The 23,701-nt window shown below is 58.1% G+C and carries 21 protein-coding genes; 11 read left to right on the forward strand and 10 right to left on the reverse strand.

All coding sequences use genetic code 11. The features are described 5' to 3' along the window. Nucleotides 1-59 precede the first annotated feature (59 nt). The 7 genes from gyrA to DXC99_RS09115 all read right to left on the reverse strand — a co-directional run bounded on the left by gyrA (nt 60) and on the right by DXC99_RS09115 (nt 11,194). The gene (gyrA, locus tag DXC99_RS09085; RefSeq protein WP_117630006.1) at nt 60-2,771 is read right to left on the reverse strand and encodes a DNA gyrase subunit A; all 2,712 of its coding nucleotides are present in this window, start codon (nt 2,769-2,771) and stop codon (nt 60-62) included. A 186-nt stretch (nt 2,772-2,957) separates the two neighbouring features. Further along, nucleotides 2,958-4,988, reverse strand: a complete 2,031-nt coding sequence (gyrB, locus tag DXC99_RS09090) for a DNA topoisomerase (ATP-hydrolyzing) subunit B (RefSeq protein ID WP_117629987.1) — start codon at nt 4,986-4,988, stop codon at nt 2,958-2,960. Nucleotides 4,989-5,093: 105 nt separating this feature from the next. Continuing rightward, nucleotides 5,094-5,657: a DciA family protein gene (locus DXC99_RS09095; RefSeq protein ID WP_117629988.1), complete on the reverse strand. Its 564-nt coding sequence runs from the start codon at nt 5,655-5,657 to the stop codon at nt 5,094-5,096. Beyond that, nucleotides 5,644-6,750, reverse strand: a complete 1,107-nt coding sequence (locus DXC99_RS09100) for a DNA replication/repair protein RecF (protein WP_117629989.1) — start codon at nt 6,748-6,750, stop codon at nt 5,644-5,646. Before DXC99_RS09100 ends, DXC99_RS09095 begins: the two co-directional genes overlap by 14 nt. 9 nt (nt 6,751-6,759) lie before the next feature. Continuing rightward, nucleotides 6,760-7,863, reverse strand: coding sequence for a DNA polymerase III subunit beta (dnaN, locus tag DXC99_RS09105; RefSeq protein ID WP_117629990.1), 1,104 nt, complete (start codon nt 7,861-7,863; stop codon nt 6,760-6,762). A 238-nt stretch (nt 7,864-8,101) separates the two neighbouring features. Beyond that, nucleotides 8,102-9,826, reverse strand: coding sequence for a DnaA ATPase domain-containing protein (locus tag DXC99_RS09110; protein ID WP_117629991.1), 1,725 nt, complete (start codon nt 9,824-9,826; stop codon nt 8,102-8,104). Nucleotides 9,827-9,841: 15 nt separating this feature from the next. Beyond that, the gene (locus DXC99_RS09115; protein ID WP_089572572.1) at nt 9,842-11,194 is read right to left on the reverse strand and encodes an ATP-binding protein; all 1,353 of its coding nucleotides are present in this window, start codon (nt 11,192-11,194) and stop codon (nt 9,842-9,844) included. 345 nt (nt 11,195-11,539) lie between these two features. Between DXC99_RS09115 and rpmH the strand changes: the two genes are divergently transcribed. From rpmH to DXC99_RS09160, 9 genes are all read left to right on the forward strand, one after another. Next, nucleotides 11,540-11,674, forward strand: coding sequence for a 50S ribosomal protein L34 (rpmH, locus tag DXC99_RS09120; protein ID WP_019127408.1), 135 nt, complete (start codon nt 11,540-11,542; stop codon nt 11,672-11,674). Nucleotides 11,675-11,694: 20 nt separating this feature from the next. Further along, a complete protein-coding gene (gene rnpA / locus DXC99_RS09125) occupies nt 11,695-12,033 on the forward strand; it encodes a ribonuclease P protein component (protein WP_082435526.1) in 339 nt (112 codons plus the stop codon). Next, nucleotides 12,030-12,254 (forward strand): membrane protein insertion efficiency factor YidD, encoded by a 225-nt coding sequence (gene yidD, locus DXC99_RS09130; protein ID WP_022093804.1) that lies wholly within the window; start codon nt 12,030-12,032, stop codon nt 12,252-12,254. The genes rnpA and yidD overlap by 4 nt, the downstream gene beginning before the upstream one ends. Before the next feature lie 29 nt (nt 12,255-12,283). Further along, nucleotides 12,284-13,054, forward strand: coding sequence for a YidC/Oxa1 family membrane protein insertase (locus tag DXC99_RS09135; RefSeq protein WP_055251326.1), 771 nt, complete (start codon nt 12,284-12,286; stop codon nt 13,052-13,054). 44 nt (nt 13,055-13,098) lie between these two features. Then, nucleotides 13,099-13,668 (forward strand): R3H domain-containing nucleic acid-binding protein, encoded by a 570-nt coding sequence (locus DXC99_RS09140; protein ID WP_022093802.1) that lies wholly within the window; start codon nt 13,099-13,101, stop codon nt 13,666-13,668. A 168-nt stretch (nt 13,669-13,836) separates the two neighbouring features. Continuing rightward, nucleotides 13,837-14,502: a 16S rRNA (guanine(527)-N(7))-methyltransferase RsmG gene (rsmG, locus tag DXC99_RS09145; RefSeq protein WP_233502312.1), complete on the forward strand. Its 666-nt coding sequence runs from the start codon at nt 13,837-13,839 to the stop codon at nt 14,500-14,502. A 134-nt stretch (nt 14,503-14,636) separates the two neighbouring features. After that, nucleotides 14,637-15,437 (forward strand): ParA family protein, encoded by an 801-nt coding sequence (locus DXC99_RS09150; protein WP_117584022.1) that lies wholly within the window; start codon nt 14,637-14,639, stop codon nt 15,435-15,437. Beyond that, entirely contained in the window at nt 15,430-16,335 is a 906-nt protein-coding gene (locus DXC99_RS09155) for a ParB/RepB/Spo0J family partition protein (RefSeq protein ID WP_199408909.1), read from the forward strand. The genes DXC99_RS09150 and DXC99_RS09155 overlap by 8 nt, the downstream gene beginning before the upstream one ends. Continuing rightward, a complete protein-coding gene (locus DXC99_RS09160) occupies nt 16,325-16,579 on the forward strand; it encodes a hypothetical protein (RefSeq protein WP_099432405.1) in 255 nt (84 codons plus the stop codon). Before DXC99_RS09155 ends, DXC99_RS09160 begins: the two co-directional genes overlap by 11 nt. A 198-nt stretch (nt 16,580-16,777) precedes the next feature. On the opposite strand, the gene rlmN is transcribed toward DXC99_RS09160, so the two are convergent. Then, nucleotides 16,778-17,830 (reverse strand): 23S rRNA (adenine(2503)-C(2))-methyltransferase RlmN, encoded by a 1,053-nt coding sequence (gene rlmN, locus DXC99_RS09165; RefSeq protein ID WP_055251319.1) that lies wholly within the window; start codon nt 17,828-17,830, stop codon nt 16,778-16,780. A gap of 85 nt (nt 17,831-17,915) precedes the next feature. Between rlmN and DXC99_RS09170 the strand changes: the two genes are divergently transcribed. Both DXC99_RS09170 and DXC99_RS09175 read left to right on the forward strand, forming a co-directional pair. Then, on the forward strand, nt 17,916-18,881 hold the full coding sequence (locus tag DXC99_RS09170) for a D-alanine--D-alanine ligase (protein ID WP_117629993.1): 966 nt from the start codon (nt 17,916-17,918) through the stop codon (nt 18,879-18,881). Then, nucleotides 18,875-21,769 carry a helicase C-terminal domain-containing protein gene (locus tag DXC99_RS09175; RefSeq protein WP_117629994.1) on the forward strand — a complete coding sequence of 965 codons (2,895 nt, stop codon included), beginning with the start codon at nt 18,875-18,877 and terminating at the stop codon, nt 21,767-21,769. Before DXC99_RS09170 ends, DXC99_RS09175 begins: the two co-directional genes overlap by 7 nt. Here the strand turns inward: DXC99_RS09175 and DXC99_RS09180 are convergent. Both DXC99_RS09180 and DXC99_RS09185 read right to left on the reverse strand, forming a co-directional pair. Continuing rightward, nucleotides 21,766-22,683 carry a YafY family protein gene (locus DXC99_RS09180; RefSeq protein WP_117629995.1) on the reverse strand — a complete coding sequence of 306 codons (918 nt, stop codon included), beginning with the start codon at nt 22,681-22,683 and terminating at the stop codon, nt 21,766-21,768. The genes DXC99_RS09175 and DXC99_RS09180 overlap by 4 nt on opposite strands. Beyond that, the gene (locus DXC99_RS09185) at nt 22,670-23,692 is read right to left on the reverse strand and encodes a YafY family protein (protein ID WP_117629996.1); all 1,023 of its coding nucleotides are present in this window, start codon (nt 23,690-23,692) and stop codon (nt 22,670-22,672) included. The genes DXC99_RS09180 and DXC99_RS09185 overlap by 14 nt, the downstream gene beginning before the upstream one ends. Between the last annotated feature and the right edge of the window lie 9 nt (nt 23,693-23,701).

Consider the following 23,701-nt stretch of genomic DNA (forward strand, 5'->3'; position numbering starts at 1 on the left):
CGCGCAGTGCGCCGACCGCCGATATATGGGGTCTGATAATTTTTACCAGCTAGTTCCTCTTACTCGTCTAGGAGATCCTCTGGCATGTCGTTGCCGTCGCCTAGATCGACAGGGGTTTCTTCGGGGGCAGAGCCGTCTTCTGTGGCTTCACCTTCGGGCTTCTCCTTGGCGGCCGTCATGCGGGCTACGGCGCAGATGCGGTCGTTGTCGTCGACGGTCATCATCTTGACGCCCTGGGTAGCGCGGCCAGTCTGGCTAATCTCATCGGTCTTGACGCGAATGACCGTCGCGCCCTCCGTCACGATGAACAGCTCGTGCTGCGGGCCCACCGTCTTCATGGCCGCGAGGTTACCCTTACGCTCGGTCATTTGGATGGTGTAGACGCCCTGGCCGCCGCGATTCTGCTCCGGGTAGTCCGCGACCGGCGTGCGCTTGCCGTAGCCGCGCTCGGTGATGACGAACAGATCGCCGTTGCCGTTAGTGACTTCCATGCCCAGAACGCTCACGCCGTCCTTCATACCGATACCGCGAACGCCGCTGGTATCGCGGCCGGTGGCGCGCACCTGTTCCTCGGAGAACATGATCGCCTTGCCCGCGGTGGTGGCCAGGATAATCTTGTCGCCCTCGCGCACGCGGCGCACGTTCAGCAGCGCGTCGTCGTCACGCAGGTTGATAGCGATCAGGCCGTCGCGGCGGCTGCGGTCATATGCGCTCATTACGGTCTTCTTGACCATGCCGCTCTTGGTGGCAAACATCAGGTACTCGTCGGCAGGGAACTCGCGGCAGCTGATGACGCTCGCGATCTTCTCGCCCTCCTCGAAGGGCAGCAGGTTGACGATCGCGGTACCGCGCGCCTGGCGCGTACCCACCGGCAGCTCGTGCACCTTCAGGCGATAGACCTTGCCCTTGCTCGAGAAGAACAGCACATACTCGTGCGTGGACGCGATGAACATCTCGTCGATGACATCGTCCTCTTTGAGGTTGACGCCCGACACGCCCTTGCCGCCGCGCTTCTGGGCGCGGTAGGCGGCCACCGGGATGCGCTTGACATAGCCGGTGTGGGTGATGGTCACGACCATGTCCTCATCGGCAATGAGGTCCTCGACGTCCAGGTCCTTCTCGACATGGCTGATCTCGGTGCGGCGCTTATCGCCGAACTTCTTGGAGATCTCACGCATCTCCTCCTTAATGACGCCCAGGATCTTCTCCTCGTGCGCCAGCAGGTCCTCGTAGTAGGCGATGGCGCGGCGCAGGCCGTCCAGCTCTTCCTGGATCTTGTCGCGCTCCAGGCCGGTCAGGCGGCGCAGCTTCATCTCGAGGATGGCCGTGGTCTGCTCGGGCGTAAAGCCAAAGCGCTCGATCAGGCGGCTGCTGGCCTCGGAGTCGGTCTGCGAGGAGCGGATGATGCTGATGACCTCGTCGATATGGTCAAGGGCCATCAGGTAGCCCTCAAGGATATGCGCGCGGGCCTGGGCCTTCTTAAGGTCGAAGCGGGTGCGGCGGGTGACGACGTCGACCTGGTGGTCGATGTAGTGCTGCAGCATCTCGCGCAGGCTCAGGCATTTGGGAACGCCGTTGACAAGCGCCAGGTTGTTGGCGCCAAAGGTCGTCTGCAGCGAGGTGTACTTGTACAGGTTGTTGAGCACGACCTGCGGGATGACGCCCTTCTTGAGTTCGATGACCAGACGGATACCCTTCTGGTTGGACTCATCGCGCATATCCGAGATACCCTCGATGTGCTTGTCGTTGACGAGCTGGGCGATCTTCTCCTGCAGGGTGCCCTTGTTGACCATGTAGGGAATCTCGGTAAAGACCAGGCGGCTGCGGCCGGTCTTGGTGGACTCCACGTGAGCCTTGGCGCGCACGGTAATGGAGCCACGGCCGGTCTCGTAGCTCTGCTTAATACCGGCACTGCCCATGATGATGGCGCCGGTGGGGAAGTCCGGACCGGGCATGATCTGCATGAGCTCGTCGACAGTGGCGTCGGGATTATCGATCAGGTAGCAGGTTGCCTCGATCGCCTCGGTGAGGTTATGCGGGGCGATATTGGTGGCCATGCCGACGGCGATGCCCTGGCTGCCGTTGACCAGCAGGTTGGGGAAGCGCGCAGGCAGCGCCTGAGGCTCGGCGAGCGATTCGTCGTAGTTGGGCTGCCAGTCGACGGTATCCTTCTGCAAGTCACGCAGCAATTCCATGGCGGGCTTTGCCAGGCGGCTCTCGGTGTAACGCATGGCCGCCGCGCCGTCGCCGTCGATGTTACCGAAGTTGCCGTGACCGTCGATGAGCGGCGTGCGCATGGAGAACCACTGCGCCAGGCGGACCATGGCCTCATAGACCGCGGAGTCGCCATGCGGGTGGTACTTACCGATAACTTCGCCGACCGTCCAGGCCGACTTCTTGTGCGGGCGGTTGGGGTAGATGCCGCTCTCGTTCATCGCGTACAGGATGCGGCGGTGCACCGGCTTTAAGCCGTCGCGCACGTCCGGCAGGGCGCGCGCCGTAATGACCGACATCGAATACTCGATAAATGACTGCTTCATCTCGCGGCCAAACTCCGAAATCTGGAGCTGGCCGCCGTTGATATCCTCGCCGGCCGAGGCGCCACGGTCGACTTCGCCAAAGCTCTCCTCGAGCTCACCGTCGTCGTCCTCTTCCTCATCATCATCGGCATCGGGGTTATAGGCGTCCGGGTCGCCGTCCTCGCCCTGCTCAGCACGGGCAAGCAGGCGCTTCAGATCATCGGGCATACCGGCATCGCCGGCCTCGTCCATACCCTCGTTATTGTTGATATCGTCTGCCACGTTACCTCCTCATGGTTTGCGTGGTCCATTAATCATCCTGCCACGGAGACGGCTTTTCCAGGTGCCGCAGATTCGCTCGAAAGAGGAGGGAAGCGTACTTGGGTACGCGACCGACGATTGAGGGCGAAGGTGCGGTGGCTGGGAAAGCCGAACAGGTTAGGCGTCTAAGAAGCGTGCATCATGTGCGTGCTTCTCGATGTACTCGCGGCGATAGCCGACCTCGGAACCCATCAGCTCACGCACGGCGCGGTCCGCCACCACGGCGTCCTCGATCGACACGCGCTGCAGGATGCGGGTCTTGGGGTCCATCGTCGTCGAGGCAAGCTGCTTGGGGTCCATCTCGCCCAGACCCTTGTAGCGCTGGACGGTATAGCCCTTGCGCTTCTTGGTGATCTTGCCGTCCTTGGCCTTGCCGTCCTCGTCGTCCTCGTCGGGGTTCAGGCCCAGGCTCTGAATGGTGTCGCGCAGGATCTCGTCTTCGGGCTGGCGGCCGTTGGGATACACGTAGTGGATCTTGTTGCGCACCTTAATGCCAAAGATAGGCGGGCAGGCAACATAGACGTAGCCGGCATCGATCAGCGGACGCATGTACTTGTAGAAGAACGTCAGCAGCAGGATGCGGATATGCGCACCGTCAACGTCTGCATCGGTCATGATGATGATCTTGTGGTAGCGCGCCTTGGTGATATCGAAGTCGCCGCCGTCGCCGGCACTCGTCGTGACACCGCAGCCGATCGCGGTAATCAGCGACTGGATGGTGTCGCTCGAGAACGCGCGATGGTCACCAACGCGTTCGACGTTCAGAATCTTGCCGCGCAGGGGCAGAATCGCCTGGATGTCTCGGCGACGGCCGTCCTTGGCCGAACCGCCTGCCGAGTCGCCCTCTACGATGAAGAGCTCGGTCAGCTCGGCATCGCGCACTGAGCAGTCAGCGAGCTTACCGGGCAGGGACGCCGTCTCGAGCAGGCTCTTGCGGCGGGTTGCCTCGCGCGCCTTGCGGGCGGCGTTGCGCGCCTTGCAGGCCTGTTGCGCCTTCTTGACGATCTCGCGGGCGGGCTTGGGATGCTCCTCCAAGTAATCGGCGAGGCCGTCGGTCACGATCTTGAGCGTGAGCGCGCGCATATAGGAGCTACCGAGCTTGGCCTTGGTCTGCCCCTCAAACTGCGGATCGGGCAGCTTGACCGAGATAACGGCCGAAAGGCCCTCGCGCACATCGTCGCCGGTCAGGTTGGCGTCTTTTTCCTTGAGCAGGTTCTGTTTGCGCGCGTAGTCGTTGATCACGCGGGTGAGCGCGGTGCGGAAGCCCTCAAGGTGCATGCCGCCCTCGGGAGTGTAGATGTCGTTGGCAAACGACATGACGTTCTCGCCGTAGCCGCTATTCCACTGCAGGGAAACCTCGACCTCGCCCATCTTGGCCACGGGAGCGTCCGGGTTCGATTTGCCCTCGATGTAGATGGGCTCCTTAAAGGCCTCGGGGACGTCCTTGCCCTCGTTGAGGAACTTGACGAAGTCGATGATGCCGCCCTCGTAGCAAAACTCCTCCACGTGGGGAGTCGCCTCGCGCTCGTCGGTCAGCACGATCTTGAGGTTCTTATTGAGGAACGCTGTCTCCTGCAGACGGTTGTGCAGCGTATCGAAATCGTAGATGCAGGTCTCGAAGATCTCGTCGTCGGGCCAGAAGGTGACGGTGGTGCCCGTCGAATCCGAGGTGCCCACGACCTCCATCTTCTTGACGGTCTTGCCGCGCGAGAACTCCATCTCGTAGGTGTTGCCATCGCGACGAACCTGAACGACCACGCGCTTGGACAGTGCGTTGACGACGGAGATGCCCACGCCGTGCAGGCCGCCCGAGACCTTATAGGCCGAGTTATCGAACTTACCGCCGGCGTGCAAGATCGTCATGACGACCTCGAGCGTCGGGATCTTTTTAACAGGGTGCTCGTCGACGGGGATGCCGCGCCCGTTGTCGACGACCGTGATGGAGTTGTCGGCGTGGACCGTCACCTGGATCTCGGTGCAGAAACCGGCCATGGCCTCGTCGACGGAGTTGTCAACGATCTCCCACACCAGGTGATGCAGACCGCTGGCGCTCGTCGAGCCGATATACATGCCCGGGCGCTTACGAACGGCCTCGAGACCTTCGAGAATCTTAATCTCGCCGCCATCGTAATCGTTTTCGTTTGCCACACGTCCTCCTTCAGTCAAGAAAATGTGTACAGCCTTACTAGTTTATCGTAAAAAAATACCATCGGGAACGAGGGTATTTGGCTCTACAAGGCCACCAGATGCGATTTAAGGCTCTTTTTTGCTTTGCACGCCCTTGGCCCACTCGGCACTGGCTCTCATGGCATTCTCGAGGGCCTCGCGCAGTTTTTGGTCTTCGATGGGCGCCACTTGGCGCTCAATCTCGGTGCGCTCGGCCTCACTTAGGTCGGCATGCGGGGCCGGCGGTCGCTCGGTCGTCGCCGGGCGCAGGCGCTCCTTGGCGGCGGGCGGCGTGTGACCGGGCGCGGTGGTTTTGAACACCAGGCCGTCCACATGCGCACCGGCGCGCTCCATGCGCGCGCGGATGATCTCGCGCAACAGCGTCATTTCCTGCGTCCACGAGGGCGAGTCGAGATACACCAGCAGCTCATTGGACTCGGGCAGGTAACGCAGTCCCGTCACATGCCGCCCCTCGCGCGTGCCCGAGCACACCGCGTTCCATGCGCGATAGACCGTGCGCGACTCCTCGGCGGCCTCCATCTGCGCACGGCGCTTAGGCGTTGCAGCCGCCAGGATGCGCTGGCGCTCTGCGTTCAAAAACCCGCTGAAGGCGACTGTCTCGCTCTCGCGCTCGTAATTAGCACGTCTCACCCATGCTCACCACCTTGGCTCGATCAAGCAGGTCATCGGTAAAGTACCCCAGGTTGGTCGTGGTTATGACCGTCTGAATATCATCGCCGATCAGCCGCAGGAAAGCGCCGCGACGCTCGCCGTCGAGCTCGCTCATCACGTCGTCCAGAAGCAGCAGTGGGGCGGTGCCCAGGACATCGCGAGCCACGGCAACCTCGGCCACCTTCCAGGACAGCACCAGCGTACGCTGCTGTCCTTGGCTGGCAAATGAACGGGCGGAGCGACCCGCCACGGTAAACTCAATCTCGTCGCGATGCGGTCCCACCAACGTCACGCCGCGGCGAATTTCCTCGTCGGCATGCTCGTCAAGGGCAGCCAGCATGCGCTCGTACGCCCAACCCTTCAGCTCTTCGCGATCCTCGACCTGGGGCAAATCCCCCAGCGTGGACGCATAGGTCACGTTGGCGACCTCACCTGACGCCACTTGCCCGTAGGCAGTGTGCACATGGCCCGCCAGCCGGTCGAGCAGGGCCAACCGGTGCACGAGCAGGGCCGAGCCCGCGCGGGCAATCGAATCGTTCCACGCGCCGAGCATCTCACGGCAGCACCAGGTCTCCTTGAGCAAGGCGTTACGCTGGGTCACGCAGCGCCCATAGGTGCTCGCAAGATCGGCGTAGCGTGCGCTCAGCTGCATGCCAAAGTCATCGAGGGCGGCGCGGCGCACACTGGCGCCTCGCTTAACCATGTCCAGATGGTCGGGGCAAAACAGCACGCTCGGCAGAATCCCGCGCACGCCGGCGGCAGAGCATCTCTTGCCGTTGCGACTAAACGAGCGCTTACCGTCCTCCGCGCTCAATCCCATATCAAGCACGCGGCCGTCGCCCTCGAGCCTCAGCTCGATCTTGCACGAGCCCACGCCGTCATGGACAAGCTCGGCTGCGGTCGGATGCCTAAACGAGGAACCGCTCGTCAGCAGCTGCAGCGCCTCTATGAGATTGGTCTTTCCCGCCGCGTTGGGTCCCGCAAGTATCGTCACGCCCTCGTCCAGGGCAAGGCGATAGCTATCGAAGCTGCGGTAGTGCGCGACGGAAAGATCGCGAGCGAACATGGTCATGGCGCAGCGCTAGATGCGGACCGGCATGACCAGGTACAGGTAGTTGATCTTGTCGTAGGACTTGAAGATGCCCGCCTGCGAGTAGCTCTTGAGCTCCAGCGTGATCTCCTTCTCCTTGGACAGGGCATTGAGGCAGCCGAAGATGTAGTGGTAGTTGAAGGCGATGGTACCCGACTCGCCCTCGGCCTCGACATCGATCGTCTCCTGCGCAAGGTCTTGGTCATTGGAAATGGAGGACAGGCCCATCTGCCCGTTCTCGACATCGATCTCGAACTTGACGGCGGGGTTGGCGCTCGCGATAACGGCTACGCGCTTGAGGGCGGCGTTAAAGGCGGCGACATCGATCTTGACGCTCGTCACGCACGAATCGGGGATGAGCTGCTTGTAGTTGGGGTACACGCCCTCGATGCGACGCGACACGTAGGTGGTGTTGCCGGCCTCGAAGACGACCTGGGTGTCGGTAGCCCCGATCATGATGGTCGCTTGGCTGGCCATGATGCTCAGCGCGTCGTTAAAGGCGTCAGCCGGAACGTTGAGCTCAAAGGAGCCCTCGAGGGTCGAGGTCTCGACCTGCGTATCGCACACGGCCAAGCGGAAGGAATCGGTCGCCACCAGGCGTACGGTGTTGTTCTCGACCTTCATGTGCACGCCGCCCAGGATGGGGCGAGCCTTGTCGGTCGAGGTGACGCGCCACACGCGGCCGACCATTTCGGACAAGATATCGGTCGGCAGCTCCACGGCACTCTCGATGGCATAGGCCGGAAACTCGGGGAAGTCATTGGCATCGAGCGTGTTCAGCCTAAAAGAGCTCTTCTCGCAACCAATCAGCACCTGGCGCTCGGACAGCTCAAAGGTGACCGGGGCATCGGGGAGGGTCTTGGTGATATTGGAGAGCATCTTACAGGGGATAACCATCTCGCCCTCTTCTTCGACATGCGCCGCGATGCGATGACGGATCGAGATGGTGTAGTTAGAGGTCTGGAATTCCAAGATGCCGTCTTGGGCCTTAACGAGCACGCCCGACAGGATGGGGAGGGTGGATGCCGAAGCGACACCCTTCATAACGACGCCGATGGCTTGTGTAAGCGAGCTCTGGCTGACGGTGAACTTCATCTTTTAATACCTTTCTATAGATATAAATATCTTAATAATAGTAATAGCACTGACGAAACTGTTGATTACTCCCAAAGACGCAGGTCAGACCCAGAAAGAGAATCGACAGCAACCTGTGTGCAACAGGGGTGGTTTTCCACGTTCAAAACCTGCGCAAAACTTTTCATCACCGCGGGTTGGGTTTTAGACACCTTATGCCCGTGGTTTCGACAAGTTTTCAACAGCTGTGTCCATTTACCTACGAGCGCAGTGTAATTTTATCGCGCAGCGACTTGAGGTCTTCGGTAACAGTCCGGTCTTCCTGGATCATCTTCTGGACCTTTTTGTAACTCGTGCTGACGGTCGAGTGGTTGCGGTTGCCAAATTCGGCGCCCACCGCCGTGGTCGTCATCTCGCACATCTCGATGGCCAGGTAGATAGCGATATGGCGTGCTTTGGCGATATTGGCGTTGCGACGCGGGCCGATGAGCTCCTCGTGCGTCACGCCGTACTGCTCTTCGATGACGGACTGAACCGTCTGGACGTTGATCTTTTTGGCCGATGTGTCAAAGTACTGGCTGGCGATGGCGTCGATATCGTCAAAGGTGAGCTCCCCGCCCTCGCGCTCGCGGTCGCCCGCCTCGCCGGCGCAGCGCTCGCAAAAGCTCTCGAGTTCGCGGATGTTGGTGCCCGAGACCTCGGCCATGTGTTTAAAGTGCTCGTCGGTTAGGTGCCCGCCGTCGCCCCCATAGGCCGCCAGCAGCGAGTCGTCGCCTGCCTCGGGAGCGGCGACGATGGTGTTCTCGTAATAGCGCTGCAAGATCTTGTATTTCATCTCGTAGCTGGGCTCTGCGACCAGGCAGAGCATGCCGGCGTTGAAGCGGCTGGTCAGACGCTCGTCCATGCTCAGGTCCTTGGGGGCGCGGTCTGCCGCGATGACGACCTTCTTGTTGTTGCGGATGAACTCGTCCATGAGCTGGAAAAAGTAGTCCACGCTCGCGCGCTTGCCGATGATGTTTTGGATGTCGTCGATGATGAGCACGTCCACGCCGTGGTACGCCTGCATGATGGGGGCGTTGCTCTTCTTTTGGCGGTCGAACTCGGTCATCAGGTCGTCCAGATATGCCTGGGAGTTGGCATACTTGACCTTGATCTCGGGCGACTTTTCGGCGAGCTCGTTTTTGATGGCAAGCAGCAGGTGCGTCTTGCCCAGGCCCGATTTGCCGTAGATGAACAGTGATGTGCACGTGCCACGCTCGTCCGCGAGGGCGGCAAACTTGAGTGCCGAGCGATAGGCATGGCTGTTCTCGGGGCCGTAGACAAAGTTCTCAAAGGTAAATTTTGAGTTCGCGGCGAGCGGGGCTCCATCCGCATTCTGCTCGGCCGGTACGGTCGGTGCCGGCATGGGTGAAGCGGGGGTCGCAGCTTGCGTGGACTTAGTCGGCGCTCCGCCCTTCATCTGGTTCATCATGCGACGAAAATCATCGGCCGAGAGCGTGTTCTTGATTGCAATGCCCGAATCCGCGCCCGCCGCTGCGTCGTGAGCGATAGGCATGTGCGTGACGGGTGCGTTCGTTGACGTCGCCGCCGCGGTCGGCAACGGTGCCATGGTTTCACGGGAAACATCGCCGTGCTGGTGCTCGATTGTCGGCACGTCGCCTGCGGAGGCCGGCACCGCCGGGGAGGCAGCGGGAGCCGCGGCGGGCGCCGTCGCAGCAGCGGATTCCGCCACGGCTCCTTGCGGTGCCACGATGTCGAGCGCAATCGGTGCAAAGGCGATTTCTTCCAGATAGGCCTCAATGGTCGGCTGATGCTTTTTGAGCTGCGCGATGGCAAAGCGCGAGGGGGCCTCGATCGTGAGCGTATCTTCGGTCAGGCTTATGGCGCGCGATTGCCCCAGCATGTTGATGAGGCGTGCATCTCGGCCGTCGCGCTGGCAAAAGGCGATGGCATCCCCCAGGATGATGCTTGCTTCCTCGTCCACTGTCTCTCCCGTTCTTTAGCTCTGAGCTCGCACGCGAGCGGCGCCGAGTTCGGTCAGATGGTATTTCTGGCCATGCTTGATGACCAAGCCGGCCTGCGCCAAGTCATTGAGCGTGCGTGACCAAGTGGGGGCCGAGTTTCCAAACGCCCTCGCCAGATCGGTAGCACCGCACGCTTGATTTTGCGCCAGATAGCCCAGCGCGGCGTTGCCGCGATCGCTTACGAACACGTCCGGTTGTGGCTGCGCATACTGATTTGCTGCATTAGGATACATCATTTGAGCTGCTGGTTGTTGAGAACTCTGCATCGGCGGCATTTGCTGTTGAAAACTTTGAGGCCACTGGTGGTAAGGCTGCGGAGGCATCTGCTGGGCCCAGGGGTTGTACTGCTGCTGCGTCATCTGCTGGTACGGCTGCTGATATCCCTGCTGGTACTGCTGCGGGAACTGCTGGCCATATCCCAGTGGCGGCATCTGCTGATATGGATATCCCTGTTGGTACGGCTGATAGCCCATTTGCTGGCCACCCGGTGCCCCCGTCGCCTGCTGCATTGCTGCTGTATCCTGATCCGCCAGCGGCATGGCCTCTGGCACGTTTGGCGGCATCGACATCGACGCCGCCTGGGGCTCTTGTGTAGGAAGCATTCCGGGCTGCTGCATCTGTCCCACGCGGGGCTGCATCTGTTGCGTTGCCATGGGCTGCTGCGCAAAAGCTCCCGGCAGGGGATATGCGGGCTGCTCCGTCTCGGGCCGCACGGCAGCACCGCGCCCGCCGGCGCGTTCGATTTCCTGCACGCGTTTAGGGTCCAGGCTTACCGTAACCACGGTGCCGTTGCCCATGTTGTCCTCGATGGACACGGCCCCGCCGGCGTTTTCCAAATACTCCTGCACCATGGGAAACCCTGCTCCGGTTCCACGGATATAGCGCTTCATCTTGCTGTTTGCGCTGGTAACGCCAAAGTCGAAAGCGCGCTCCTTGTCGTCGATGCCGGGTCCTTGATCAGCAAAGCGGATGGTGTCTCCGCCGTCCAGAATCGAGATGATGGGCTCGGCAAAGTGTGCGTGGATAAAGTTTTCGACAATCTCGCGGATGACCATGAGCGAGATGTGGCCACCTTGCTCTTTCATACACTGGTAGACGGTGTTGGTCGTCTCTTCCAAATACGTGCGGACATCTTGCGGATCAATGACGATCACACGCGGTGTCGACAGCATGTCGTCATAGACGGCGATGCGCGCGGCGTACATGGCTTTTGGCGCCTGCGTGGTCGTCTGCTCGCCTTCCTTACGCTCTTCGCGCACGCCGGTGATGTGCTCGTTGTCGGGTGCCGGGTCTCCGGAATCGACCATGGTGTAAAAGTCGTCAGACATGCCGCTCGCAATCTTTCAAAAGGTTTCGAACAAATAGTAGCTCACCGTGCAATGTTTCTCATCTTTCGACAACTTTTCAAAACCTGTTGAAAACTTTGGAAAACGGACGAAAAGTTCTCAACATTGCCAACATGACCTGTTGAAAACTCGATGAAATATCGTGAAAAGTTGCCATGCACCGCTAAATCGAGCTCGGCTTATGGGGGAACCGTGTGAACTGCGCAACCTTTTACCTTTGATTTCTTGACATTTGAACATTGATTTCCCTACAATCTTCAAGCTCACGTGTCTATATCTGCGTCCGCGCCCCCGCGGACACTCGAAATGCAGCAGGAGGAACTTAAGATGAAGCGTACGTATCAGCCTAATAAGCGTAAGCGTGCCAAGACCCATGGCTTCCGTGCCCGTATGGCCACCAAGGGTGGTCGTGCCGTGCTCGCCCGTCGTCGCGCCAAGGGCCGCAAGCGTCTCACTGTCTAGCAGCGATACACACATCTCGCATGAAGACTATTAAGTCTCGGCAAGATTTCGAGCATGTGTTCAGTCAGGGGCGTCGTTTCAATCACCCTCTGATTCGAATGACCATATGTGAATCGGTTGGCGAAGGCGACTCCGGAAGGGTCGCCTTCGTTGGTGCTAAACGGCTCGGTTGTGCTGTCGTGCGCAACCGTTCTAAGCGTGTGATGCGCGAGGCCGCCCGCAGCTGTGGATTTCCCGTTGCGGGTTATGACATCATCTTGTTCGCAACTCCCAAGACGAGGGTTTCCTCGCCGCAGGAGATGGACAATGCATTGCGTTCGCTTATGAAACGCGCCGGCGTTGCCGGGGAGGAGCGATGAGCAATCACGTTTTGCGACGTGTTGCCATCGCTCCTATTCGCATATATCAACAGGTTATTTCGCCCTTATTGCCTGACGCCTGCATTTATTACCCAACGTGCTCGCAATACGCCGTCCAGGCGATTGAGAAGTACGGTGTTTTGAGAGGCTGCTGGCTTGCCGTGAGGCGCATCGCTCGCTGCAATCCCCTGCACGTCGGCGGTTATGACCCTGTGCCCTAGCGGGCACTCGCTATCGGAGGAAAACTTACATGTGGGATTGGATCGTTAACATCCTTTTCGAGCTGCTCAAGCTCATCCAGACCTTTGCGGTCGACTGGGGCCTGTCCATTATCATCCTGGTGGTCATCATCCGTCTGCTGCTGACGCCGCTTATGCTCAAGTCGACTAAGTCGACGGCACGCATGCAGGTGCTGCAGCCCAAGATGCTCGAGATCCAGGAGCGCTATGCCGACGATCCCCAGCGTCAGGCCGAGGAAATGCAGAAGTTCTACAGCGAGAACAAGTTCAACCCGATGGCTGGTTGTCTGCCGCTGTTGATTCAGATGCCTGTCCTGTTCGCCCTATTTACGCTGCTGCGTAACCTGCCGGACTACTTTAACGACGGCACGTTCTCGTTCTTTAATATTCTGCCCGACCTGACCACCACGCCGAGTGCCTCCTTTGCCGATGGCTTTATGGTCGCGCTGCCTGCGCTGGTCTGCCTGATCCTGTTCGCTGTCCTGACCCTGATTCCGCAGCTCTATATGTCGCGCAACCAGACCGGCCAGCAGGCTCAGAGCATGCGTATGATGGCCGTTGTCATGACGGTCATGATGCTTTGGATGGGCTGGAGCCTTCCCGTTGGTGTTCTGCTGTACTACGACGTCTCGTCTGCTTGGCAGGTTATCCAGCAGATTTTTGTGACGCAGAAGGTCATCGACAAGGCGAAGGCCGATGAGGAGGAGCGCCTTAAGAACGCGCCGCTGCAGGTTGAGGTCACTCGTCGCGAGAAGAAGCCGCGCCCGCACAAGAAGAAGTAGTGGGATATCAATCTTATTTAGGTACCTAACTTTTGGAGTACGTTATGTCTGAAGAGATCATCGAGGATATGCTTGAGGAGGTTGCCCCGCAGGTCGCGGGCGATTATCCCGAGATTGCACAGCGCTACAAGGCTGGTGAAGAGCTGACCGACGAGGAGCTCGACACCATTGCCGATGTCGCGATTTCCATCCTGCGTTCCATCCTTTCGCACTTCGATGCCGCCAACTCTCCTATCGATGAGTATGAGGGCGACGAGGGTGAGCTGATTCTGGATGTAACGGCTCCCGACCTTGCTGTTCTCATTGGCCGTCATGGTCGCACCCTTGATGCCCTTCAGGTTATGTTCTCATTGCTGGTGAGCCGCAAGCTCGGCTTTAGGTATCCGGTTGTAGTGGACGTCGAGGGATACAAGAGCCGCCGTCAGGACAAGGTTGCCTCCATGGCTCAGTCTGCTGCCGAGCGTGCCATCCGCACTCATAAGAGTGTTTCGCTTCCGCCCATGAATGCCTACGAGCGCCGACTGGTTCACATTGCACTTCGTGGCAATGACGCCGTCGATACTCATTCTGAGGGTTCTGACCCCGATCGCCATGTGGTGATTGTTGCTCGATAATCTACTCGAGCTTATGCTAAGGGGACGTGGTTTCCACGTCCCCTTTTTTTGTCAAAAGTTCTCGATACACTGATTTTTGTCAGAAAGGAGCTTTCGTTGTTAGTACTTACTGATCAGCAGGCTGACGAGATGTTGAGTCGTCTAACTTCCTATTGCAAAGAGTATTCCTTGAGCGTAACTGATACTGAGCTGAGGAAATGTATTCAACATTTGGATTTGGTTCTGGAAACAAATAAGACAACCAATCTCACCCGTATTCTTAACATAGAAGATGCTGCGGTACTTCATATCCTCGACTCACTTGTTTTGCTCCCCTATATCAATAAGGCTCCTGAGGGAGCTTTGCTCGATATGGGAACAGGTGCGGGCTTCCCTGGTATTCCGTTAACCATAACCACGCATCGTAAAGCTACTTATATTGACTCTGTTGGTAAGAAGGTTGATGCTGTCAATTCTTTTGTTGATGTTCTTGGATTGAAACATGCTCATGCGGTTCATGATCGCCTTGAAGAATATGCTCGAAGCCATAAGAAGCAGTTTTCTGTCGTAACCGCCCGTGCACTTGCCCCTCTACCGATTCTTGTTGAGTATGCTGCTCCGTTCCTCAAAGACGGAGGGCTATTTGTTATCACCAAGGGTAATCCTTCGGATGAGGAGCTTGCTTCCGGCATGTCAGCAGCTAAGATTTGCGGCTTCACTTTGCTTCTGAATGACGCAATCGATTTGCCTGAGGGCTTGGGCCACAGGGAGTTCATTGTTCTTAAAAAGAGTCATCCGGCATCCGTTTCATTGCCTCGTGCAAATGGCATGGCAAAGAAGAATCCGCTTGCCTAGATGTTTCACGTGAAACATAATGGATACTAACAACTTGCAGTGTTTCACGTGAAACATGGCGGTTGATATCGAATCGGAATGTTTCACGTGAAACATCCTCCGTTTGACAGCTTTAATACACACCAGGAGGGACCGTGGGATTTCGCGACGTTAAGCGTTCTAAGAGCGCAAAAGACACGCGTATCATTGCAATCATCAATCAAAAAGGCGGCGTCGGTAAGTCAACGACGGCTGTGAACCTTGCAGCAGCACTGGGTGAGCAGGGTCGTAAGACACTGATTGTCGATTTTGATCCGCAGGGAAACAGCACCAGTGGATTTGGAATTGAAAAAGAAGACCTTGATCGCTGCATCTATGATGCATTGTTGAATGATGTGCCGGCAGAATCGCTTGTTCTTGATACAAATTGCAAAAAGGTATTCGTAATTCCAGCTACGATTCAGCTTGCAGGTGCCGAAATTGAGCTCGTAAGCGCAATTGCTCGTGAAACCCGCCTCAAAGATTTGCTTGAGCCGATTCAGGACGAGTTCGATTTTATTTTCATTGACTGTCCTCCTTCGCTCGGCCTGCTTACTATCAATGCCTTGACCGCAGCAGACAGCGTTTTGATTCCGATCCAGTGCGAGTACTACGCACTCGAGGGCGTTACGAAGCTGCTAGAGTCAATGAAGATGGTCAAATCACGTCTGAACAAGGGCTTAGACACCTATGGTGTGCTTATGACCATGTATGACTCGCGTACTTCTCTATCGAATCAGGTTGTTGAGGAGGTTCAATCGTACTTTGGTGATAAGGCATTTAAGACGCTAATCCCCCGTACGGTTAAAATCTCCGAAGCTCCGTCTTTTGGAGAACCGGTAATTACCTATGCACCTCAAAATAAGGGTGCAAAAGCGTATATGAACCTTGCAAAAGAGGTGATCAAGCGTGCCTAGTGTAAAGAAACGTGGCGGATTGGGACGTGGACTCAATGCTTTGGTCTCAGAGGCCGAGTATGAGACCGGTGGTTCTGCTGTATCTGCTTCAAATGCCGCATCTGTAACAAAACTACCTATTGAGGATATCGTTCCCAACCCTAATCAACCGCGAATTCATTTTAATGAAACTGAACTTCGCGAGTTGAGCGAGTCAATCCAAGAGCATGGCGTTTTGCAGCCGCTCTTGGTTCGCAAGCATGGAAACGGCTATGAGATCATCGCTGGTGAGCGTCGGTATCAGGCATCAAAGCTTGCTGGTCTTGAGGAACTGCCTGTCATCATTAAAGATGTTAATGATGAAGAGATGCTGGCTCTTGCTCTTATCGAAAACCTTCAGCGTTCTGATCTGAATCCCGTCGAAGAGGCTAAGGGCTATCGCCAGCTTATCGATGCCAGCGGTATGACCCAGGAGGCATTGTCGAAAGCAGTAAGCAAGTCACGCTCTGCAATTACAAACTCGCTGCGCCTTCTCGATCTCCCCGAAGTAGTTCAGCAGATGATTTTTGAGGGTAAACTTACTGCTGGACATGCACGTGCGATTCTTGCAGTTCCCTATGAGGACGCGCGAATTCGACTTGCAGAGAAGGTTGTTGCGGAGGGCCTTTCCGTAAGAGCGACAGAAAATCTTGCTCCATTGTTTTCTGCCGGAGAGACAACTAAGACGCCACGGCCTGCAACGCCTCAGTCTTTTAAAAAGGCTGCGCGTGTACTTCGTCAGGTATTTAATACCAACGTTCGTGTGAAGAGCTCGCGTGGAAAGAATAAGATTGAGATTGAGTTTAAAGACGAGGAAGAGCTCTCTCGTATTCTTGGTGAAATGATTCAGTTTGATCAAGGAGGCCAAGATGAGGAATAAGATTTTTACTGCGATTGCATTGGCGACGACTGTCGCGGCTGGTGCCTTTGCTGGCTATAAGATCGCGACAGACGATGAACTTCGAGGTCGTTTGCTTCGTGGCGCGCAAGATATCGTTGATACGTCAAAGAAGAAAATGGATGTTATGACAGAAGATGTTGCCATGCGCACTGCTCAGGTAACGAAAAATCCTAAGATTAATCAAGGTTGGGTTAGCAACCAATGGGAAAATGTAGGCTATTAGGTACCTAACAATTACCCTGCATATTTTAAGGGGCCCTTGTCTGATTCATGAGACAAGGGCCCCTTATTTTGTCCGTAAATAATGGGAAAGGTAGCAGCTGGTCCAAAATTGATGTCAATAATGAAACGACCCCGGTTGCATATCCTGCAACCGGGGCCGTTCGATGTTTCACATGAAACGTTTTGGAGTAAGACTCCCCTATGCGTTCTTCTGAACTTTGAAGCGCTGTTTCAGCTGTCCGCAAGCGGCGTCAATATCGTTACCACGGGAGTTACGAATCGTGGTCTCGATGCCACGGGACTCAAGACGACGCTGAAGATCCTCAACCTTATGAATCGGCGACGGCTTGAGCGGGCTGCCCTCGATGTCGTTTAGTTGAATCAGGTTAACGTGGCACAGCGTTCCCTCGCAGAAGTCGCAGAGTGCCTGCATCTCGGGATTCGTATCGTTGACGCCTTCGATCATGGCATACTCATAGGTCGGGCGGCGGCCAGTCTTCTCGGTGTAGAGCTGAAGCGCTTCGTGAAGGCGAAGCAGCGTGTACTTCTTAACACCGGGCATGAGCTTATTGCGCGTCGACTGGATGGCGGAATGCAGGGAAACGGCAAGCGTGAACTGCTCGGGGATGTCGGCAAATTTGCGAATACCGGGAATAACGCCGCTGGTAGAGACGGTGAGGTGACGAGCGCCGATACCGATACCATCGGGGTCGTTGAGGATACGCAATGCCTTGAGAACCTCGTCGTAGTTGGCAAACGGCTCGCCCTGGCCCATGAAGACAACGCTCGTGGCACGCTCGCCAAAGTCGTTGGATACATGAAGTACCTGGTCGACGATCTCTTGAGCGGTCAGAGAGCGCTTGAGGCCGTTGAGACCAGTAGCGCAAAAGGCGCAGCCCATGCCACAGCCTGCCTGGGTGGAAACGCAGACAGAAAGCTTGTTACGACGGGGCATACCGACGGTCTCGACGGAAATGCCGTCGTGGTACTCGAGCAAATACTTGCGAGAGCCATCTTTAGAAACCTGCTTGGTGAGTTCAGTAGGCGTGTCAAAGGCAAAAGCCTCTTTAAGCTGCTCGCGGAAAGCCTTGGGAAGGTTGGTCATATCGTCAAACGAACAAACGTTCTTCTCAAAGACCCATTCGATGAGCTGCTTCGCGCGGAAGGCGGGCTGGCCAAGTTCGGCCACAAGCTCGCGAATATCGTTTTGGCTCAAGTCGCGAATGTCCTGAGATTTAGTCCTGGGATTCATGGAAGCCTTTCGATTTTGGGGAAACGTAGAGGGTATCGCTACAATATGGTATCAGCTGCAGAAATTATAGAGGAGGAGTCTGCCCATGCCGGGTAAAAGCCTAGAGAACATGCACGTAGCGGTCTTGGCGGGCGGTCATTCCGCTGAGCGCGAGATCTCGCTCAATTCGGGAAAGAACGTCGTGGTGGCCCTGAAGGAGGCCGGCTACACTTCGGTGGAGCTGCTCGACACGGCTGCCGATGATTTTATGGTAACCATGGCGACCGGTGGCTTTGACGTGGCGTTTATCGCCATGCACGGTGCCGGCGGTGAGGATGGCGCCATGCAGGGTGCCATGGAGACCCTGAGTATCCCCTACACGGCCTCAGGCGTGCTCGCGAGCGCCTGCGGTGCCGACAAGGAGGTCTCGAAGCTCCTGTACGCCAAGGCGGGCATTCCCATTGCCCCCGGCCTTGCGCTCGAGGTGGGCGATGAAGTCGATATCGATCATATCGTCGAGGTTTGTGGCGAGCGCTGCTTTGTGAAGCCGGCCGTCAACGGTTCCAGCTATGGCATTTCCCTGGTCCACGAGCCCTCCGAGCTGCCCGCGGCAATCGCCAAGGCGTTTGAGTTTGGCGACAAAGTGCTGGTCGAGAAGTGCATCGAGGGCACCGAGATCACCGTCGGCGTATACGGCGAGGATGACGTGCGCGCCCTGCCGATTGTTGAGATCCGTAAGCCCGAGGACTGCGAGTTCTACGATCTGGACGTGAAGTATGTCGACCCCACGGATATCCATCGCATTCCGGCACAGATTTCGCCCGAGAACTACGCTCGCGCTCAGGAACTTGCCTGTGCCGCTCACAAGGCCCTCGGCTGCCTGGGTATCTCGCGCAGCGACTTTATCGTGAGCGAGAATGGCCCCGTCATCCTCGAGACCAATACCATTCCCGGCATGACCGATACGTCGCTGTATCCGGATGAAATCCGCCACACCGACGACATGACGTTCCCGCAGGTCTGCGACAGCCTAATCCGTATGGGACTTCGTCGAGCGGGCATTGCATGCTAATCGAGGACGCGGTTTCGTCAGGAACGCCGCAGTTTGTCATCGACCCCTATGCCACGCTTGCCGAACGCGCCAAAACCCAATCGTTTGGCCTCATCGAGGAAGATGTTATCGTCCTCGATACCGAGACCACGGGTCTTTCGGTGCAGGACAACGAGCTTATCGAGATATCAGCGGCCCGTCTTTCGGGCCGCGAGGTCATCGACCGCTTCGATACCTTCGTGCATCCCAGGCAGCTGATTCCCGCCGAGATTACCGAGCTCACGAGCATTACAAATGCCGATGTTGCAGATGCCCCGTCGGCGGTTGAGGCCGTCGCCGCTCTCGCCGATTTTGTCGGTGGCTGCCCGGTGATCGCACACAACGCCACGTTCGACCGCTCGTTTATCGAGTCGGTCAAAGGCGGCGTCAACGTGAGCGATATTTGGATCGATTCGCTGGCGCTGTCGCGCATCGCGCTTCCGCGCCTGGCCTCGCACAAGCTGTCTTTTATGGCCGATCTGTTTGGCTGCGACTCGGTATCACACCGTGCCAATGCCGACGTCGACGCCCTGTGTGGCGTATGGCGCGTGTTGCTCGTGGCGCTCACCGACTTGCCCCAGGGCCTCATGGCGCGCCTAGCCGACATGCATCCGGACGTGCCTTGGTCCTATCGTCCTATCTTCTCATTCTTGGCAGGGCAGAACCCTGGTTCCATCTTCTCTCTCAGCGCCGCTCGTGCTGACGTTCTCAAGGCCGATCGCGCCGACGATCGGGTGGACGCCGATGAACTGCCGGTTCTCAAGATGCCGAGTCGTGAGGAGACCGAGGCAGACTATGCGCCAGGTGGCCTGGTCAATCGCATGTATCCCACCTACGAGCCGCGTGATGAGCAGATCGCGATGGCGCTCGAGGTCCGCGATGCGCTGGTCACGGGCACTCATCGAGTAATTGAGGCAGGCACCGGCGTCGGCAAATCGATGGCCTATCTGGTGCCTTTTGCCGAGGCAGCACGCCGTAACAACATCACGGTTGGTATTGCGACCAAATCGAACAATCTTGCCGACCAGCTCATGTACCATGAGCTGCCAAAACTTGCGGAGCAACTGGACGGTGGTCTGTCATTTTGCGCTCTCAAGGGGTATGACCACTATCCGTGCCTGCGCAAGCTTGAGCGCATGAGCCGCGGCCAGGTCGAGATTACCACCAAGCGCGATCCGGCGGACACGCTCACGGCGGTCGCGGTCATTATGGCGTACGTCTGCCAATCAGCCGATGGCGACCTCGACTCGCTCGGCATTCGGTGGCGCAGCGTCAACCGTCCCGACTTTACGACGGCCTCGCGCGAGTGTGCTCGTCGCCTCTGCCCGTTTTTCCCTGATAAATGTTTGGTCCACGGCGCTCGCCGTCGTGCGGCGCATGCCGATGTGGTGGTCACCAACCATTCCCTGCTGTTCCGCAACGTCGCGGCCGAGGGCAGGATTTTGCCGCCGATTCGTCATTGGGTAATCGACGAGGCCCATTCCATCGAGCGCGAGGCGCGCCGTCAGTGGGCGCGCGTGGTGTCGGCGGACGAATCACGCGTCCTGTTCGAGCGCCTGGGTGGTTCGAGCACCGGCGCGCTAAGCCAGGTTTCCCGTGATTTGGCAACCTCCGAGGGCTCTACGCTCTATCTGGGCCTTACTGCCAAGGCGACGTCGACGGTTGCCCGCGCGAGCATGGCAATCGCCGACGTGTTCGATGGCGTTCGCGAGCTCGGCCGCCGTGCGCGTGGGGGTTATGACAATGCCAATCTATGGATTGGCCCCGAGCTGCGCGAATCAGACGACTGGCATGATTTCTTACAGTCGGCCTACACTGGCATCGACGCATTGGAACAAGCTGACAAGAGCGTCGACGCGCTGGTGCAAGCCGTCGCCGCCGACAAGCCCGAGGTTGTTGTCGACCTGGGTGATATCTCGCGCCGCCTGCACGAGCTGGCCGAGAACCTCAAACTCATCATTGATGGCACCGATGAGCACTACGTGTATTCGCTGCAGGTCAATCGCAGACTTCGTGCCGGCGGAGAGTCGATGACCGCAGAGCGCATCGACATTGGCGAGGCTTTGGCAACCGAGTGGCTACCCGAGGTTCACACGGCTATCTTTGCCTCGGCGACCATGACGGTGTCCAAAAGCTTTGAGCACTTTAACCATGCGGTCGGCCTTGATCGCATCGGTGCTTCAACGTCGTCATCGCTGCACTTGGATTCGAGCTACGACTTCGATTCGAACATGGCTGTAGTCGTTGCGGGCGATATCCCCGATCCGCGCGATCGTGAGAGCTATCTTACGGCGCTCGAGCGCGTACTGGTCGACGCCCATCTTGCCATGGGCGGATCGGTGCTCACGTTGTTCACCAATCGGCGCGACATGGAGGACCTATACGCCCGCGTTGAGCCCAAGATGGCCCGTGCGGGTCTGGAGCTCAACTGCCAGCAGCGCAACTCATCTCCTCGTCGCCTGCGCGACCGGTTTATCAACGAACCGACCTCGTCGCTTTTTGCGCTCAAGGCCTTCTGGGAGGGGTTTGATGCCAGCGGCGAGACGCTGCGCTGCGTCATCATTCCCAAGTTGCCGTTCTCAAGCCCCACGGACCCGCTCTCGTGCGAGCGCAACCTGCGCGAAGACCGCGCATGGGCGCGCTATTCGCTGCCCGAGGCGGTGCTCGAGGTTAAGCAGGCCGCGGGGCGTTTGATTCGCTCGTCGACCGATAGCGGTGTGCTGATCTTGGCGGATCCTCGCCTGGTGACGAAGGGCTATGGCAAGAAGTTCTTAACGTCGCTGCCCACGAGCTCCTACCAGCGCATCGAATCGGCGCAGATTGGGCACTATCTACAGCTGTGGCGTGCACGCCACGAGCGGCGGCGCTAAAGCGGACAGACGAGGGTTTTTGCCATATCGCACAGACACTTTGACAGGGCGGGGTCATCCAAGATGCGGATGGCTCCGCCCGCTGCGATTATCTGGCTCAGCAGCCAACGCTCGGAGCCGTAATGTACGGTTACCGTTGCCATGTCTGTCCCGCTGCGCTTGATTAGGGTGATGCCGGCCCAGTCCAGATGCTCCGCCATATCGAATGGCATCAAGAGCTTTGCGCTGCGCTGCGTTCGGGCAAGGGAATCGTGGAGGGATGCGACGTCCGGTGCGTGAGGCACGACGGAGTCTTCCGTTAAGGCGAGTCCCTCGATTTTATCCATGCGATAGGTGCGCTGCTCATCGACTGCGATGTCCCAGGCAATCAGGTATGTTTGGTCGCCGTTTGCCGTAATGCGCAAGGGGTCGACCAGACGCTCGCGTGGCCGTGCATCGTCCATCGAGCGATACGAGATACGGCAGCGAACGCCGTCCTGAATGGCGCAGCTCAGCTGCTGCCAGTGCGACCCGTGGTTGACGGTGTCAAAGACGCGCTGGTTATAGCCGAGCTCTTCGGGTAGAAGAGCAAATCGAATCCGAGCCGCCGTCTGCGGCTCGATCCCCAACGATTCAAGCTCGTGGTTGAGCACGGCGCCCTCGGCGGCACTCAGGCGCAGCGGTAGCACACGACCGGCGTCACCGGTGAGGACCACACGCTCGCCGTGGCATTCGCAGATGATGCGCGCGCCCGATTCTCGGTCCGCGAGCGTCGAGACGATCTCGAGAATCTCGTCGAGCGACGCCCCCGTGATGTCAAAGCGACTGCAAATCTCGTTTCGAGTCATGCCGTTCTCGCCGGCGGCGTAGAGGGCCTCCATGATGTCGATGGCGCGCGAGAGCCTCTGCTCGCTGGTGAGTTTACGCACGGGCATGCTCGTGCACCGTCCTTTCGATGAGGTGGTTCCACGCCTGTTTGAGCGATTTGGGGGCCATGGGCCTCATGCCGTCCATGGCGTGGGCCATGCAAAATGAGGCGGCGGCTTCAAGGTCGCGCACGTCAACGGTCCAGATCCATCCCGCATCGGTGTGTGCGAGCTTACCTCGCCCGCGCGTGAGACCGTTGATCATATCGATCTGCGTCTGAGGGGCGAATGAGAACGTAGCTGCAACGGGCGGTCGGTCGGCAAAATCGAATTCAAAGAACAGGTAGTCGTTGAGGTTGAAGTCCGCAGGGATGGTGTAGGCCTTCGAAGGACGCCAAGCGCGAACGATACGGTCGCAGCGGAATGTCCTGATGTCGTCGGTGGCATTGTCGAGGCCGCAGAAGTACGCCACGCCCTCGCGCTCGAACATGCCGTAGACGCAGACGGTACGCTCTTTTTGCTCACCGCGTCCGTTCTGATATAAAAATCGCAGCGCGCATCGCTCGGCAAAGGCGCTCCAAACCGCATCGACGGTGGGAGAGCGGCTGATCGTCGCCTCGTCCGCCGTCGTCCTGCCGGTGAGGTAGGCAATCTTGGAGCGAATATCGGCAAGTGGTGCGGCAAAGGTGGAAGAGCCGCTTGCAAGCGTTTGGTCGATGGCGTTGAGTAGGATGTCGGCGTCGTCTGCGGTGATGAGGCCACCTGCTGCAAACGTGTGCTCGCGGTCGATTGTCCACGAGCTTTCCTCGGTCTCCTGCGCGCCGGCAGGGCGAACCTCCTTGATTAGGATGCCGCGTTCGAGCAGTTTGTCACGATCGCGCCGAAACTTGCGCTTATCAGAGTCGATGTTGCCCGAGCCATATCCCAGGTCAGAATCCAAGACGATCTGCTCGGTCGTCAGCGGTTCGGGGGAGCTGTTGAGCACAAAGAAAAGATTGAGGATGCGCTGAGCCGTTTTATCGAAACTGGGCTCCGAATTTTCCTTTTTAATTGTCGCGGTCGTGTCGCTTGCCGTCATAGAGTCCTC

This window comes from Collinsella sp. TF10-11AT (assembly GCF_003437565.1).
GTDB lineage: Bacteria > Actinomycetota > Coriobacteriia > Coriobacteriales > Coriobacteriaceae > Collinsella.

Coding starts and splice junctions, on each gene's coding strand:
- gyrA (WP_117630006.1), bottom strand. CDS start 2,771: ATGGACGAGGCCGGCGATGCCGGTATGCCCGATGATCTGAAGCGCCTG.
- DXC99_RS09100 (WP_117629989.1), bottom strand. CDS start 6,750: ATGACCATGTTCGCTCGCGATCTTTCCGTCGCGCACTACCGCAGCTTC.
- dnaN (WP_117629990.1), bottom strand. CDS start 7,863: ATGAAGTTCACCGTCAGCCAGAGCTCGCTTACACAAGCCATCGGCGTC.
- DXC99_RS09115 (WP_089572572.1), bottom strand. CDS start 11,194: ATGTCTGACGACTTTTACACCATGGTCGATTCCGGAGACCCGGCACCC.
- rpmH (WP_019127408.1), top strand. CDS start 11,540: ATGAAGCGTACGTATCAGCCTAATAAGCGTAAGCGTGCCAAGACCCAT.
- rnpA (WP_082435526.1), top strand. CDS start 11,695: ATGAAGACTATTAAGTCTCGGCAAGATTTCGAGCATGTGTTCAGTCAG.
- yidD (WP_022093804.1), top strand. CDS start 12,030: ATGAGCAATCACGTTTTGCGACGTGTTGCCATCGCTCCTATTCGCATA.
- DXC99_RS09135 (WP_055251326.1), top strand. CDS start 12,284: ATGTGGGATTGGATCGTTAACATCCTTTTCGAGCTGCTCAAGCTCATC.
- DXC99_RS09140 (WP_022093802.1), top strand. CDS start 13,099: ATGTCTGAAGAGATCATCGAGGATATGCTTGAGGAGGTTGCCCCGCAG.
- DXC99_RS09160 (WP_099432405.1), top strand. CDS start 16,325: ATGAGGAATAAGATTTTTACTGCGATTGCATTGGCGACGACTGTCGCG.
- rlmN (WP_055251319.1), bottom strand. CDS start 17,830: ATGAATCCCAGGACTAAATCTCAGGACATTCGCGACTTGAGCCAAAAC.
- DXC99_RS09170 (WP_117629993.1), top strand. CDS start 17,916: ATGCCGGGTAAAAGCCTAGAGAACATGCACGTAGCGGTCTTGGCGGGC.
- DXC99_RS09175 (WP_117629994.1), top strand. CDS start 18,875: ATGCTAATCGAGGACGCGGTTTCGTCAGGAACGCCGCAGTTTGTCATC.
- DXC99_RS09180 (WP_117629995.1), bottom strand. CDS start 22,683: ATGCCCGTGCGTAAACTCACCAGCGAGCAGAGGCTCTCGCGCGCCATC.
- DXC99_RS09185 (WP_117629996.1), bottom strand. CDS start 23,692: ATGACGGCAAGCGACACGACCGCGACAATTAAAAAGGAAAATTCGGAG.